Annotated in this window: 14 protein-coding genes and 1 pseudogene; 11 read left to right on the forward strand and 4 right to left on the reverse strand. The window is 47.4% G+C overall.

The annotated features are described in order from the left end of the window. The 5 genes and pseudogenes from AWU77_RS20465 to AWU77_RS06105 form a co-directional block, all read left to right on the forward strand. Positions 1-548, forward strand: a pseudogene (locus AWU77_RS20465) (hypothetical protein); the annotation flags it as partial. A 275-nt stretch (positions 549-823) separates the two neighbouring features. Continuing rightward, positions 824-1,660, forward strand: coding sequence for a ParA family protein (locus AWU77_RS06090; RefSeq protein ID WP_062060534.1), 837 nt, complete (start codon positions 824-826; stop codon positions 1,658-1,660). Then, entirely contained in the window at positions 1,657-2,685 is a 1,029-nt protein-coding gene (locus AWU77_RS06095) for a chemotaxis protein CheW (RefSeq protein ID WP_062060384.1), read from the forward strand. Before AWU77_RS06090 ends, AWU77_RS06095 begins: the two co-directional genes overlap by 4 nt. Positions 2,686-2,777: 92 nt before the next feature. After that, positions 2,778-3,263, forward strand: a complete 486-nt coding sequence (locus AWU77_RS06100; protein WP_062060387.1) for a chemotaxis protein CheW — start codon at positions 2,778-2,780, stop codon at positions 3,261-3,263. 60 nt (positions 3,264-3,323) lie between these two features. Further along, positions 3,324-3,710: a DUF2802 domain-containing protein gene (locus AWU77_RS06105; RefSeq protein ID WP_062060389.1), complete on the forward strand. Its 387-nt coding sequence runs from the start codon at positions 3,324-3,326 to the stop codon at positions 3,708-3,710. Positions 3,711-3,799: 89 nt separating this feature from the next. Here the strand turns inward: AWU77_RS06105 and AWU77_RS06110 are convergent, their stop codons facing one another. From AWU77_RS06110 to AWU77_RS06125, 4 genes are read right to left on the reverse strand one after another with little or no spacing between them, the layout of a single operon-like run. Then, positions 3,800-4,552, reverse strand: a complete 753-nt coding sequence (locus AWU77_RS06110; protein ID WP_062060536.1) for a YciK family oxidoreductase — start codon at positions 4,550-4,552, stop codon at positions 3,800-3,802. Positions 4,553-4,595: 43 nt separating this feature from the next. Next, a complete protein-coding gene (locus AWU77_RS06115; RefSeq protein ID WP_062060391.1) occupies positions 4,596-5,264 on the reverse strand; it encodes an HAD-IA family hydrolase in 669 nt (222 codons plus the stop codon). Then, positions 5,264-5,968 (reverse strand): bifunctional 2-polyprenyl-6-hydroxyphenol methylase/3-demethylubiquinol 3-O-methyltransferase UbiG, encoded by a 705-nt coding sequence (gene ubiG / locus AWU77_RS06120; protein ID WP_152625288.1) that lies wholly within the window; start codon positions 5,966-5,968, stop codon positions 5,264-5,266. The genes AWU77_RS06115 and ubiG overlap by 1 nt, the downstream gene beginning before the upstream one ends. Before the next feature lie 22 nt (positions 5,969-5,990). After that, positions 5,991-7,328, reverse strand: coding sequence for a TRZ/ATZ family hydrolase (locus tag AWU77_RS06125; RefSeq protein WP_062060395.1), 1,338 nt, complete (start codon positions 7,326-7,328; stop codon positions 5,991-5,993). Positions 7,329-7,708: 380 nt separating this feature from the next. On the opposite strand from AWU77_RS06125, the gene gyrA reads away from it, so the two are divergent. From gyrA to AWU77_RS06155, 6 genes are all read left to right on the forward strand, one after another. Beyond that, entirely contained in the window at positions 7,709-10,378 is a 2,670-nt protein-coding gene (gene gyrA, locus AWU77_RS06130; RefSeq protein ID WP_062060398.1) for a DNA gyrase subunit A, read from the forward strand. Positions 10,379-10,420: 42 nt separating this feature from the next. Further along, positions 10,421-11,530, forward strand: a complete 1,110-nt coding sequence (gene pheA / locus AWU77_RS06135; RefSeq protein ID WP_062060400.1) for a prephenate dehydratase — start codon at positions 10,421-10,423, stop codon at positions 11,528-11,530. Between the two features lie 6 nt (positions 11,531-11,536). Continuing rightward, positions 11,537-12,451: a prephenate dehydrogenase/arogenate dehydrogenase family protein gene (locus AWU77_RS06140; protein WP_062060402.1), complete on the forward strand. Its 915-nt coding sequence runs from the start codon at positions 11,537-11,539 to the stop codon at positions 12,449-12,451. A gap of 139 nt (positions 12,452-12,590) precedes the next feature. Further along, entirely contained in the window at positions 12,591-13,499 is a 909-nt protein-coding gene (gene cysD, locus AWU77_RS06145; RefSeq protein WP_062060403.1) for a sulfate adenylyltransferase subunit CysD, read from the forward strand. A gap of 66 nt (positions 13,500-13,565) precedes the next feature. Further along, positions 13,566-14,984: a sulfate adenylyltransferase subunit CysN gene (gene cysN / locus AWU77_RS06150; protein ID WP_062060405.1), complete on the forward strand. Its 1,419-nt coding sequence runs from the start codon at positions 13,566-13,568 to the stop codon at positions 14,982-14,984. Positions 14,985-15,163: 179 nt separating this feature from the next. Further along, positions 15,164-15,481: a helix-hairpin-helix domain-containing protein gene (locus tag AWU77_RS06155; protein ID WP_062060407.1), complete on the forward strand. Its 318-nt coding sequence runs from the start codon at positions 15,164-15,166 to the stop codon at positions 15,479-15,481. Positions 15,482-15,487: the final 6 nt, after the last annotated feature.

Here is a 15,487-nt window from a genome sequence, read left to right on the forward strand (position 1 = left end):
CGCTATTGGCTTTATTAGCCCAGAGCGCTTTGAGGCAAGAAATGTATGTTAGTGAACTGTCCGAAGTTGGCGGAGGGGATCACTTTTCCCAGGTTAAAACTATTGCGGACTTGCGTCGTTTGCGCGGTGGGATTGGCTCGCATTGGCCAGATAGAATTGTCATGGAAGAGAATGGCTTACCCTTGGTGTTAAGCATGAGTTATTTTAATTTGTTCAAAATGCTCGTTTCCAGGCGATTTGATTACTATTCACGTGGTGCGCATCAAGTTTTACCTGAGATTAGTCGTTATGCTACCAAAGGCATAACACTCGAGCAGGAGTTATTGCTTCGCTATGACAACCCAGTTTATTTTTACGTTAATAAATCTAATACCCAGTTAGCTGAACGCATCGGCCTTGGGCTTAAAATAGCTCAGGAGGATGGTAGTTTTGACGCTTTGTTTGCACAGTTTGAAAATTTCACTTGGGCAGAAGCAATGATTAAGCAGGCTGATCGCCGGGTAATACCGCTCACGAACTTCAGTTTTAGTGGATTAGCTGCACAATAATGTCTGCTTGAGCCATTTTCCTGTGGTACCTAGCCTGCAAGTCATTTTCAGCTTTACGCTTCAGCTAAATAATCTTGAATAAATGCCGATAGCTTGACGTTCCTTGGTGCTAGGCAATAATTACTATCCCCTGATTGAAAAATAATCACCTTGATTGGCTGTCAATCGGCACCCGGTAAATAGATAATCCTGTTTTCGTTGAATGGGCATAGACCTTGCTTTGCATGTATTAATGACAAAAATGTCTGGTGTTTGACGCCAGTGAGGGTTTAATCGTGCGTGTTTTGGCAATAGCAAATCAAAAAGGTGGGGTTGGAAAAACCACAACTAGCGTGTCTCTTGGCGGGTTAATTGCCTCGTCCGGGAAGCGTATTTTATTGCTTGATATCGATCCTCATGGCTCTCTGTCCACTTATTTTGGCCAGGATCCTGACGCGCAACAACTGAGCAGTTACACTTTATTTCAAGAGCGTAAAGAGCTATCGCGGGATTCAATCAAGCGGCTAATTATTGCGACTGATTATCCCAATCTGCATATTCTTCCATCGGCAACCGCCTTGGCGACTTTGGAGCGTCAAGCCATAGGGCAGGATGGAATGGGTTTGGTGTTGAGCCGGGCGTTAGCGCATATCGCTGATGATTACGACTATGTACTGATAGATACCCCGCCCTTGTTAGGTGTCCTGATGATCAATGCACTGGCTGCCTGCCAGTACTTGGTAATTCCTGTACAGACTGAATTTCTCGCGCTTAAAGGTTTGGAGCGTATGGTTAATACGCTTAGGATGATGTCGCGTTCACGCAAAAAAGCGTTGGCCTATACGATTGTCCCTGTCATGTTTGACCGCCGCACCCAGGCATCGGTAACCAGCTTGCGTACCATTCGCAATACATATCCTGAACAGGCTTGGCCTGGGCATATCCCCATTGATACCCGTTTTCGCGATGCGAGCAAAGCCGGAGTGCCGCCACATATCTTTGACCCTACCAGTCGCGGTGCTGATGCTTATTTGTCTCTATGGCATTGGCTGGAAAAAGCGATTCGTAGCGATGAATCAACACCAGATAATCCGCCCGTTGTGGTTGCCAATAAAACAGGTATGGGCTCGTGACTAAGCAAAAAGACTCAGGTGATAGCATCAAGCCGCCTGATGACAGCTTGAATAATTACTTTGATGATCTGCTGGGCGGAGAAGATTTGCTTGAGCAGGCGTTCAATGCAATGGATGAGCGACCAATGCCTGTTGCTGCAGGCGCAGGTAGCGCACGTGTAGTTGCCTTGCCGACTAAAAAAAACCTTGACGAAAAACCTAAAAAGCCAGTTTTGCGTGCAGAGCCAACAAGCAAACTAGCTCCCCAAGCCATGGCCACTTTTGCTGAGCCTGAGGCTATTCAATCACTTGAGCAGAAGCGCAAGCTAGAAAAGTTATTGCAGTCAGCGAGAACTGAATTATTGGTTGATGTACCGGTGGCGACACAGGTATCAACCGAGACTAAAACGCAATTCGTAAGCGATCCTGACGAGATTCAAGAGTGGGATGTTGAGGGTCTGATTGATGAGGTATTGACGGTCGGTGCGAATAGTGAGGTGCCGATTGTTGCAGAACAAACTCAGCATGAGGATATTCCGCAAGCGGGGCATTTTCAAATCCAAGGTCTTGAGTGGCTGGAGAATGGGCGCCCACAGTGGGCGCAGTCCCGTTTTGATGTGCTGCTGTTTAAAGTGTCAGGCTTAACACTCGCGGTGCCCTTGATTTCACTGGGTCAAATCCAGCCGCTGACTGATGAGTTGACTCCATTATTTGGTCAGGCCGACTGGTTTATGGGGTTTCAGCCAACTGCCGCCGGTAAGATTCGTACGGTAAACACTGCCAAATTTGTAATGCCAGAGCGCTATGACCCCCATTTTTTGGAAACTGCTAAGTATGTCATGTCGATCAATGGCGTTCCTTGGGGGTTGGCGGTAGATTCTGTTAATCAGCCCATTACGCTTATGCCGGAAGATGTAAAGTGGCGCGGTGATCGCAGTAAGCGCCCATGGCTTGCGGGTACGGTTAAAGATCACATGTGCGCGCTTTTGGATATTCCCAGAATTGGGCAGATATTGATTGAGGCAGACAAAAACTTTACACCTTAAACAAAAGTGGCATAGGAAAAGTCCTCGGCTATAGTTATAACGACATTTATGTGATTTGCCGCCCTGTAGTGCGGCCTTAGAGGAATTAGACGATGGCAACTGATGCAGCAAAAAATAAAAGTAGTGATGATCCCGTATTGCAATGGGTCACTTTTCGCTTGGATGGTGAGACTTACGGTATCAATGTAATGCAGGTGCAGGAAGTGCTGCGCTACTCTGAAATAGCTCCGGTGCCTGGTGCGCCATCCTATGTGTTGGGCATTATTAATTTGCGAGGCAATGTGGTGACGGTAATTGATACCCGTCATCGTTTCAATTTGTCTAGCGGTGAGATTACCGATAACACCCGAATTGTAATTATCGAAACGGATCGCCATGTGATTGGTATTTTGGTGGATAGCGTGGCAGAGGTGGTTTATCTTCGCCAATCAGAAATGGAGATCGCGCCTAACGTAGGCAATGAGGAAAGCGCGAAGTTTATCCAAGGTGTTTGTCACAAAAACAATGAGCTGTTAATTCTGATTGATCTCAATAAATTGTTAACCAGTGAAGAGTGGTCAGAATTGGAGGATGTATAGGTCGCGGCGCAACCATGCAAGCTGATCGCAAATGACGGAATCAGGCACAGAGAAATATTCATGACAGTGTTGGAGATGGGGCTGGCTGTATCCGCAGCGATCAGTGTTATTGCACTGGTGATCGCAGTGCTGAGTTTGAAACACGTGCGTCGGCAGGCTGATGCTAACGAAAAGTTGATTCAGAAATTAATGCGTGAAGTCGCCGCGTCCAGCAGCGGCTCAGTCGGTATGGGGCAGCGATTGCTAGCCATGGAAAAACGCTTACAGGCTAATTTGACTAAACCGCCCGAAAAAATTGATTACTACAATGACGACGAGTTTCAGCCATATTCTCAGGCGGCACAAATGTTCAAAATGGGGATGGATTGTGATGAAGTTGCGCGTCGCTGCGGCTTGTCCCGCGCGGAGGCATCGCTGCTGGAGATGATGCAAAAATCCAGTCACTGAGCGGCAGATTTAATACATGGCCAAAAGGAGATCACTCGATCTCCTTTTTTATTACACAGATTTTTTGATGATTTGGCGGCAGCACAATTCTATTGTTGATAATGGAATGCTTGGCCACTAACGCCCACCGAATCATCACTCAGTAAATACACGTATGAGGGCATCAGCTCGGCCGGTGTTTTTACGGTTTCTGGATCTTCCGCAGGATAAGCTGATGCACGCATCGCCGTGCGAGTTGCACCTGGATTAATGCTGTTTGCGCGGATGCGGGTTGCACCTTCCAATTCATCATGCAGTGTTTGCATAAAATTTTCTTGCGCTGCCTTGGATGCTGCATAAGCACCCCAAAAGGCGCGGCCTTTAAATGCAACACTGGAGCTGGTGAATACAATGCTTCCATTTTCGGCGCGCTCCAGTAGTGGCAGCAACGCCTGAGTCATCATAAACGGTGAGTTCACATTCACTTGCATGCAGCGCAGCCAAGCGCTAACCGAATAATTGCTGAGTGGAGTGCGCTCGCCCAAGTCGGCGGCGTTAAACAGAATGCCATCCAAGCGCCCGAATGTATCTTCCAGCGCATTGCACATATCGTCGTAATCTTTTTCTACTGCGCTTTCAAAATTGATGAGAAAAATTGCAGGTTGCGGGTGGCCCGCTGCTTCAATCTCATCGTAAACCTGTTCCAGTTTTGCCATGGTACGGCCACAGAGGATTACCGTAGCACCGCAGGCGGCAAACGTGGTTGCGGCTGTTTTGCCTATGCCTGCGCCTGCGCCGGTGACAAGAATAATTTTTCCGCTCAGTGCATCGGGTTTAATGGTGTAATCGGAAGGTATTTGCATAAGTGTATCTTCAATAAGGTAGCGATTTAAAAATCGCAGGGTTTTACAGGTGTTGTTCGATAATGGGCCAGATTTCATCGGCGTGGTTTACGCAGTAGTCGGCATTCCAGTTTGCCGGATCATCACCTGCATCAACATAACCATAAGCGGCGGCAATCGTGATACTACCCGCACCTTTACCGCAGTCGATATCGCGCTTGTGATCGCCGATGTAAATAATTTCTTCGGGCGAGCAACCCAGTTGAGTTCCTGCCAAAAATAAAGATTCTGGATCAGGTTTGCTGCGCGCAACATGGTCAGGGCAAATCACACTGAGTGGTGCAGGTTGAATATTCAATGCGGCCATTAAAGGTAATGTGTAGGTAGACGGTTTATTAGTGGCAATTCCCCAGGCGATATTGTGATCGGCTAATTTGTCCAGCAGTTTATCAATTCCAGGAAAAAGTACGGTGTGAACTGCGATGTGCGCTAAATACAATTCCAATAAGCGTTGGCGCAGTGGCTCAAATTGTTCGTGGCTTTCATCGAGCGAAAACGCGAGTTTGATTAATGCTTTTGAGCCGTTAGAGACGCCAGCGCGGATTATTTCTGCTGCGAGTGCAGGGCGCGCTTGTTCACTCAGTAGTTGATTTACTACTACGACAAAATCGGGCGCGGTATCCAATAGAGTGCCATCTAAATCAAACATAACTGCGCGAATAGGTTTAGCCATTAATTGCCGACCTTTTTTGCATGTAGCAAATAATTAACGTTCACATCATTGGGGTTGAGCTTGTAATGTTTGGTGAGTGGGTTGTAAGTCATGCCGGTAATGGTTTGCAGTTCCAGACCTGCCGCGCGCAACCACTGCGCTAATTCCGATGGGCGAATAAATTTACTGTAATCGTGTGTGCCTTTAGGCAGCAATTTCAAAATATATTCAGCGCCGAGAATCGCAAAGGCATAGGCCTTTGGGCTGCGATTAATAGTAGAAAAATATACATCGCCGCCGTCTTTCACCAACGCTGCGCAAGCGCGCACCACCGATGAAGGATCGGGTACGTGTTCCAACATTTCCATGCAAGTAACTACATCAAAGGCACCGGGCAGTTGTGCGGCTTTATCTTCTGCGGTGGTTTGTTCGTAGGTCAATTCAACGCCGCTCTCCAGTGCGTGCAGGCGTGCAACCGCTAAAGGCGCTTCGCCCATATCGATCCCTGTCACTATTGCGCCGCGCTGCGCAAGTGATTCGGCCAGAATGCCGCCACCGCAACCGACATCGATAATTTTTTTCTGTGCTACCGGTGAGCGCTCATCAATAAAATTGGCGCGCAATGGGTTGATGTCGTGCAGCGGTTTAAATTCGCTATTTTTATCCCACCAACGGCTGGCGAGGGCTTCAAATTTTGCAATTTCGGCAGTATCGACATTGGCCATAATATGTTTCCGCTTTGTAAATTTAGTGAGTGGCGATTTGTTTTCGCCACCAATTGGCTTTACCTAAAATTTCGCGTTCATCCAGGGTTTGCAATTGGCGATTAACGAGCAGCGCTTTGCCTTGCACCCACACATGACTTACCCCTTGACCGGAATGGGTATACACCAATTGTGATGCGGGGTTGTATAAAGGTTGTGTTCCGAGTCCGCTTAAATCAATAGCGGTCATGTCGGCAAATTTACCCACTTCAAGGCTGCCGATTTTTTCTTCCATGCCCAAGGCTTTGGCGCCATTGAGTGTTGCCATACGCAGTGCAGCGTGGGCATCAAGTGCGGCGGCATCACCGGCGACCGCTTTGGCAAGCAATGCGGCGGTTTTTAATTCGCTGAATAAATCCAAATCATTATTGCTGGCGGCACCGTCAGTGCCGAGTGCGACATTAATTCCCGCTTTGATTAATTTATCGACGGGGCAAAATCCGCTCGCTAATTTCAAATTGGATTCTGGGCAGTGCACAACATGCGCGCCGGTTTGTTGCAACAGCGCTATATCGATATCGTTAATTTGTGTCATATGGACACATTGGGTCAGAGGCGAGAGTAAACCTAACTCCATCAAGCGCTGGGTTGGGCGCTTGCCATATTGCTTAAGTGATTCTTCCACCTCAAACGCTGTTTCGTGCAGATGGATTTGCACCGGCATATCCATTTCTTGCGCGAGTACCGCAATTTTTTGCAGTGGGGTGTCCGACACTGTATAGGGCGCATGAGGGCCAAAGGCAATATTGATTAAATCGGTAGCGCGCAAACTGTCATGCAGGGCGAGCCCCTTGGCGAAGTAATCGTCTGCACCCATGCCCCATGAAGTCGCGAAATCGAAAATCGGAAAACTAATCTGGCTGCGCATTTTGGCTTCCAGGCAAACCTGTGCGGCCTGTTCAGGATAAAAATACATATCCGCAAAGCAGGTGGTGCCCGTTTTGATCATCTCTGCCATTGCCAGCTGGGTGCCGTCGCGAACAAATTCTTCGCCGACCCAGCGGTTTTCGGTGGGCCAGATGTGATCGTTGAGCCAGGTGTGCAGCGGTTGATCGTCGGCATAGCCGCGTAGCAAACTCATCGCCGCGTGCCCATGGGCGTTAACCAACCCGGGAATCAATGCATGGCTGCCGAGGTTGACAATCTCTGTGGTATTAAAGCGGCGCTCCGCTTCATCACTGGGGATTATCGCTAAAATTCGCCCTTTATCGATTGCTAGTGCGCAATTTTCCAGCACCCGATTTTCTGGGGTCACGGGAATTATCCAGCGGGCTTTTACAATCAGGTCGATTAAGGGTTGCTCGGGTGTGGGCGTCAACATAGGTGTAAGGGCTAGCTTGGGTCGCAAAAAAGAGGCGCCCAGTATACTGCAAAGACTCTGCAGGGCTAGGGCAGATTTGCAGCTGCGCCTATGGGATTTACTGCCTTCCTTTTATGGCTTAAATCGTTCGTGTTTTCAGAGTGATGGCGTTGTGCCAACTGCCTATACCGTAGAATTTATGCTAACATCGCGCCCCTGAATTAAGCGTTAGATGCATTTTTAGCCAGTTTTTTGTTTGGCAAGTAGTAGGGTAGCGGTTTTTGTCTCTTTTTGATTGGTGCGCATAATAGGCGCTACCTGTCTAATTGGTGCAGTCGCAGCTCATAACTAAAGCCTTAATTAAGCCCGTAGCTTTAATAAGAAAGGAAAGCTGTATTCCCATGGTCGAATTCGCCAAAGAAATATCACCAGTCAGTATCGAAGACGAACTCAAACAATCCTACCTTGATTACGCCATGAGTGTAATCGTAGGTCGTGCTTTGCCAGATGTGCGCGATGGTTTGAAGCCTGTGCATCGTCGCGTGCTGTTTGCGATGAGCGAACTGAATAACGATTGGAATAAGCCCTATAAAAAATCTGCCCGTGTGGTGGGTGACGTAATCGGTAAATATCACCCGCATGGTGATACCGCTGTATACGACACCATCGTTCGTATGGCGCAGCCTTTCTCATTGCGTTATATGCTGGTTGATGGTCAAGGTAACTTCGGTTCGGTCGATGGTGACCGTGCAGCAGCGATGCGTTATACCGAAATCCGTATGGCAAAAATCGCCCATGATTTGTTGGCAGATCTCGACAAAGAAACTGTCGATTTTGTGCCTAACTACGATGGCACCGAGCAAATCCCGGCAGTAATGCCCACCCGTATTCCCAACCTGTTGGTCAATGGCTCATCAGGTATCGCCGTAGGTATGGCGACCAATATTCCGCCCCACAATTTGAAAGAAGTTGTGCAGGGTTGTCTGGAGTTAATTAACAACCCCGACATCACCATCGAAGAGTTGATGGAATTTATTCCCGGGCCGGACTTCCCCACTGGTGCCATCATTAATGGCCGTGCTGGCATTGTGCAGGCATATCGCACCGGTCGCGGCAGTATTATTGTGCGCGCTAAAGCCGATATTGAGCGCGATGAAAAAACCGGCCGCGAAACGATCATCGTTCACGAAATTCCTTATCAGCTGAACAAAGCGCGTTTGATTGAGCGTATTGCTGAGCTGGTAAAAGAAAAGAAAATTGAAGGCATTAGCGAACTGCGCGATGAGTCTGATAAAGACGGTATGCGCATCGTTATTGAAGTAAAACGCAACGAGTCTGGCGAAGTACTGCTGAATAATCTGTTTTCGCAAACCCAGCTGCAAACCACCTTCGGCGTCAACATTGTTGCGCTGGATGACGGTCAACCCAAAATTCTCAACCTTAAGCAATTGCTTGAAGCATTTGTTAAGCATCGTCGCGAAGTGGTTACACGCCGCACCGTGTATTTGCTGCGTAAAGCCCGTGAGCGTGGCCATATCCTCGAAGGTTTGGCGGTTGCCATTTCCAATATCGATGAAGTTATCGCACTGATCAAAAACTCTGCGTCTCCTGCTGAAGCAAAAGAAGGTTTGATGGTGCGCGGCTGGAATGCGGCTGAAATGGCGCCCTACCTTGAGCGCGCGGGTGAAGATGCCTGCCGCCCGGAAGATTTGGGTGCTGAATTTGGCATGCGCGATGGCCATTATTATTTGTCGGCCGCACAAGCGCAGGCGATTCTTGAATTGCGCTTGCACCGTTTGACCGGTATGGAGCACGACAAACTGCTCGCCGAATACGACGAAAAATTAATCCAAATTGCTGAGTTCCTTGAGATTCTGGGCAATGCTTTACGTTTGATGGAAGTTATCCGCGAAGAGTTGACGCAAGTCATCAACGACTACGGCGATAAACGTCGCACGGAAATTGTTGCTTCTAGTATGGATCTGACTAACGAAGATTTAATCAACGTTGAAGATCGCGTAGTGACTATTTCTCACGGCGGTTACGCGAAGAGTCAGCCGTTAGATGACTATCAAGCACAGCGTCGCGGCGGTATGGGCAAATCTGCAACCGCAGTGAAAGATGAAGACTATGTTCAGCACTTATTGATCGCCAGCACTCACGATACGGTGTTGCTGTTTACCAATGCCGGTAAAGTGTATTGGTTGAAGGTGTACATGATTCCAGTTGCGGGTCGCCAATCCCGTGGCCGTCCGGTGATTAATTTGTTGCCATCGTTGGACGAAGGCGAGCGCATCACGTCGATTCTGCCGGTTAAGTCTTACGATGATGACAAGTTTATTTTCATGACCACGGCCAACGGTACGGTGAAGAAAACGGCTCTAACCCAATTCTCGCGTCAGCGCAGCGTTGGTTTGCGTGCGATTGAATTGGACGAAGGCGATACCTTGGTAGGCACCGCAATCACCGACGGTTCGTGCGATGTGGTGTTGTTCTCCAGCTCCGGTAAAGCGGCACGTTTCCGTGAATCACAAGTGCGTGCGATGGGCCGTACGTCGCGTGGTGTGCGCGGTATTCGTTTAGCCGAAGGTCAGCGTGTAGTTGGCATGGTTATCCCGATGGAAAACGGCCAAGTACTTACCGTAAGTGAAAATGGTTACGGCAAGCGCACTGAAGTAGGTGAATTCCCAGCGAAAGGTCGTGGTTCGCAGGGTGTAATTGGTATGCAAACTACCGAGCGTAATGGCCAATTGGTCGGTGCAGTACAAGTATTTGATGGCGAAGAAATCATGTTGATTTCTGACCAAGGCACTATGGTTCGTACCCGTGTTGATGAAGTCTCTGTATTGAGCCGTAATACCCAAGGTGTGCGCCTGATTAAATTGAAAGAAGGCGAGCGTATGCAGGGCTTGGAGCGCATCGAAGAAAACGTCGATGAAAATGCCAAGCGTGAATTGGCGCGCTCTGAAGCAACAGAAGGTGAAGAAGCGCTTGACGATGGTGTAGCTGCAGATGATGTGGCGGACGACATTATCGATGATGCCGCAGATGATGCGAGCGACCAGGAGTAATTAACCGATAGGTAATTGGCCTATTAGTAATCGAGTGAGTAGATGAGCACAGATCAAACCGAAGCAGAAAAATTACTTGCGCTGCGCAATAAAATCGATTCGATCGATGAAGAAATCGGTCGTTTGATTTCGGCGCGGGCAGAGTGCGCGCAAGAAGTGGCCGATGTAAAAAAAGCAAATCTGCCGGAAGATGCCAAGATTTTGTTTTATCGCCCTGAGCGCGAAGCGCAGGTTTTGCGTAAAGCCATGGAGCGCAATAAGGGCCCTCTTAGCAATGAAGAAGTTGCGCGCTTGTTTCGCGAGATTATGTCGGCTTGTTTGGCGCTAGAAAACCCTATCAAGGTTGCCTATTTAGGGCCAGAGGGCACCTTCACTCAGCAGGCATCGTTAAAACATTTTGGTCACTCGGCCATTGTGCTCCCGTTTTCTGCGATCGATGAAGTATTTCGCGAAGTTGAAGCGGGGGCAGTTAATTACGGCGTAGTTCCGGTCGAGAATTCGACGGAAGGTGTAGTGAACCACACGCTCGATAATTTTATGGGCTCTAACCTGAAAATTTGTGGCGAAGTTGAATTACGTATTCATCACAATTTGATGGTGTCTGATGTTACTAGCGTCAACAATATCACTCGCATTTACTCTCACTCCCAATCACTTGCACAATGTCGCAAATGGTTAGATGCCCACTATCCCAAAGCCGAGCGTATCGCAGTCAGCAGTAATGCTGAAGCGGCCAAGCGCTTGAAAGGTGAGTGGAATGCAGCTGCTATCGCAGGCTCCATGGCAGCAGAGCGATACGGTTTGAAAATGATTGCTGAAAAAATTGAAGATCAGCCAGATAACTCCACGCGGTTTTTAATTATTGGTAAACAAGCAGTTCCGCAAAGCGGTGTTGATAAAACCTCGATTGTTGTTGCTATGCGCAATGAACCGGGCGCGCTGCATAAACTGTTGGAGCCGTTTCATCGTCACAATATTGATTTAACCCGTGTGGAAACTCGCCCTTCGCGTACCGGCGCATGGACTTACGTATTTTTTATCGATTTTGCCGGCCATGTTGATGAGCCATTAATTAGCGATGTGATGAAAGAAGTCGCTAGCCGTTGCGCCGATTTGAAATTGCTCGGTTCTTATCCCAAAGCGGTATTGTGATTATTTATGTCCCAACCCCTGATCAATAAATTTGTTGTTGTTGGTATAGGTTTGATTGGCGGGAGCCTGGCTACCGGCTTAAAGCAGCGTAATGCGTGCAATGAAGTAATCGGTATTGCGCGTAAAGCGGAAACCTGCACGGAAGCGGTAAATCATGGTGTGGTTGATCGTGCCTATACCTCGCTACAAGAAATTGCCGGTGAGCTGGGGCAGGGTGACGTTATTTTTATTGCGGTACCCACCTTATCGGTCAATGCGGTTTTGGAAGAAATCAAACACTGCGTTGCCGATACTGTCACCATCACCGATGGCGCCAGTGTAAAGGGCAGCGTGCAGCGTGCAGCCGAGGCTGTTTTTGGTCAGGTGCCATCACAGTTTGTACTTGGGCACCCTATTGCGGGCTCAGAAAAAAGTGGTGTTACAGCAGCCAACCCTAATCTGTATGAGAATCATCGCGTTATTCTAACGCCTCTGGATAATACCGCAGCTTGGCATATCGATTTGGTTACCCGGATGTGGCAAACCGTTGGTGCAGAAGTGTTGAGCATGTCGGTTGTCGAGCACGATGAAGTGTTGGGTGCAACCAGCCACTTGCCGCATGTGATTGCCTATTCATTGGTAGATACGCTCGCTGAAGATATAAAAAACCCCAATATCTTTCGTTATGCCGCTGGCGGTTTTCGCGACTTTACGCGGATTGCATCCAGTGATCCGGTAATGTGGCATGACATTATGCGCGCTAACAAAACTGCAATTTTGCAATCGATGGATTTGTTTATCGACAACTTGTCGCGCTTGCGTAGCAGTATTGAGCACGAAGATAGCGATTATTTACTCAATGTATTTAGTCGCGCAAAAGAGGCGCGTGATGAGTTTACGCTTTTGTTAGCCAAGCGCCATGCCGCACAAAAAGAAGATTAATTTGTAAGCGTCCAAACTTACAGGAATAAACTTAGAAACAATTAGTCATTAAACCTTGCGTTCAGGCTCTATATAATCGCGGCTGTTTTTATATCACTCGTGTTAATCGCCAACGCTGTACTTATCTGGTAACTATTGAATGTCAAATTACAACTTGACTCACCTCAAGCAGCTTGAAGCTGAAAGTATTCATATCATCCGCGAAGTGGCTGCTGAGTTTGATAAACCGGTCATGCTTTATTCTGTCGGCAAAGACTCTGCGGTAATGATGCATCTCACCATGAAGGCTTTTTTTCCTGGTAAACCACCATTTCCTATGTTGCACGTAGACACTACGTGGAAGTTTCGTGAAATGATTGAGTTTCGCGATCAGCGAATCAAAGACTTGGGTTGGGATCTGATTGTGCATATCAACCAAGAAGGTGTTGATATGGGTGTGGGGCCATTTACTCATGGTAGCGCCAAACACACCGACATCATGAAAACCCAGGGCTTGAAACAAGCGCTGAATAAATATGGTTTTGATGCGGCTTTTGGTGGCGCTCGTCGCGATGAAGAAAAGTCCCGTGCAAAAGAGCGCGTATATTCTTTCCGCGATAAAAACCATCGCTGGGATCCTAAAAATCAACGCCCCGAATTGTGGAATATTTACAATGGCCGCGTAGATAAGGGTGAAAGTATTCGTGTATTCCCTCTGTCTAACTGGACTGAATTGGATATTTGGCAGTACATTCATTTGGAGAATATCCCCATTGTTCCGCTGTACTTTGCAGCCAAACGCCCAGTGGTTGAGCGCGACGGCACCCTCATCATGGTTGATGATGACCGTATGCCGATTGGCCCAGAGGATAAAGTTGAAGAAAAAATGGTGCGTTTCCGCACGCTCGGTTGTTATCCATTAACCGGAGCGGTTGAATCTGAAGCGACCACCTTGCCGGAAATTATTCAGGAAATGCTGTTGACGACCACATCGGAGCGTCAGGGCAGGGTAATTGATCACGATAGCTCCGGTTCAATGGAGAAGAAAAAGCAAGAAGGCTATTTCTAATTCGTTGTTTTTAACCCTTTTCGAAAATTGTAGTTATTACAACTTACTGATTGCAAAGAGACCCTTATGAGTCATCAGTCCGAATTAATTGCGCAGGATATCAACGCCTATCTCGCGCAACATGAACAAAAAGAATTGCTGCGCTTTTTAACCTGCGGCAGCGTAGATGACGGCAAAAGCACCTTGATTGGCCGTTTATTGCATGATTCAAAAATGATCTATGAAGATCAATTGGATGCAATCCGCTCTGACAGTGTTAAGCACGGTACTACTGGCGAAAAAATCGATTTGGCGCTGCTGGTAGATGGTTTGCAAGCAGAGCGCGAGCAGGGCATTACGATCGATGTTGCCTATCGTTATTTTTCTACGGCAAAGCGTAAATTTATTATCGCGGACACACCAGGCCATGAGCAGTACACACGCAACATGGCGACGGGTGCGTCTACTTGCGATCTCGCGATTATTTTGATTGATGCGCGCTATGGCGTAGTTACCCAAACTCGTCGTCACAGTTATATCGCCTCACTGCTCGGCATTAAACATATTGTTGTTGCTGTTAATAAAATGGATTTGTTGAATTTTGATCAAGCAGTGTTTGATAAAATCAAACAAGATTATTTTGATTTTGCGGCGAAATTAGGCATGAACAATGTGATGTTTGTGCCTATCTCTGCATTGGATGGCGACAACGTGGTGAATCGCTCAGAGAGATCACCGTGGTATCAAGGTCAAACCTTGATGGAAATTTTTGAAACTGTGCCTATTGCCGGCGACAAAAATTATTCGGATTTTCGTTTTCCCGTACAGTATGTCAACCGCCCCAATCTCAACTTCCGTGGCTTCTGCGGTAATGTTGCATCTGGTGTAGTGAAGGTTGGCGATGAAATTCGCGTTTTGCCTTCCGGTAAAACAAGCTATGTAAAATCCATCGTGACTTACGATGGGGAATTGCAGGAGGCGTTTACTGGCCAGGCAGTCACCTTGACACTCACTACTGAGGTTGATGTCAGCCGTGGCGACATGCTGGTGTTAGCAAAAGATTCGGTGCCGCAATCCAATCATCTTAAGGCCCATGTTGTATGGATGGCAGAAAAAGGCGCTCAAGCGAATTCTGAATACCTGTTTAAATTCGCCAGCAAAGTGGTGAGTGGATCGATTGAGGCCATCAATTATCGCATCGACGTAAATACACAGGAACATTCAATAGTTAATCAGTTGCAGTTAAACGATATCGCTGTAGTTGATGTGTTATTGACTCAACCTGTAGTTGCCGACAAGTACGATAATAATCGTGCGACCGGTGCATTTATTGTGATTGATCGTCTCACTAACATCACCGTAGGCGCTGGCATGGTTATCGAGCAGCTGGAGTCAAAAGCGACAACGCCGACTCAGTACAGCGACTTTGAAATCGAGCTAAATGCACTTATTCGCAAGTATTTCCCTCACTGGAACGCTGCAGATTTGAAAACCTTGATTGGTTGAGGCGCATAAAACCTTAAAAAGCCTTAGTGTGAACTAGGGCTTTTTTTTGGCGCGATTTTGTAAGAAATATCGCACATTCGATTTGGTAATTGTCGTCTTGGTGGCAATCGCAAAACATAATACTCTGGTTGGGTACACGGAAAAGTGTACGATTTTCATAAACCCATAAGGAGCATCACATGAAATTTATTCTTTCTTTTTTATCCATCCTAATTTTGTCTTTTGGCACCTCTTCTTTGGCATTTGCAGTTGATACGCCAGCAGTGAAATCACCTACAGCTAAGGCTGAAATGGTTGCACCTCAGGCGGGCATTAATATTAATACTGCAGATGTACAGGAATTGACCAAGCTAAAAGGCATAGGTGAAAAGAAGGCTGAAGCTATTGTTGCGTGGCGTAAGGAGAATGGTAACTTCAAAACTGTAGAGCAGTTAATGGAGGTTAAGGGAATCGGAGAGGCAACGCTTGCTGCTAATCGAGAAAATATCCGCATTTAAGTGATT

This window comes from Cellvibrio sp. OA-2007 (genome assembly GCF_000953825.1).
GTDB lineage: Bacteria > Pseudomonadota > Gammaproteobacteria > Pseudomonadales > Cellvibrionaceae > Cellvibrio.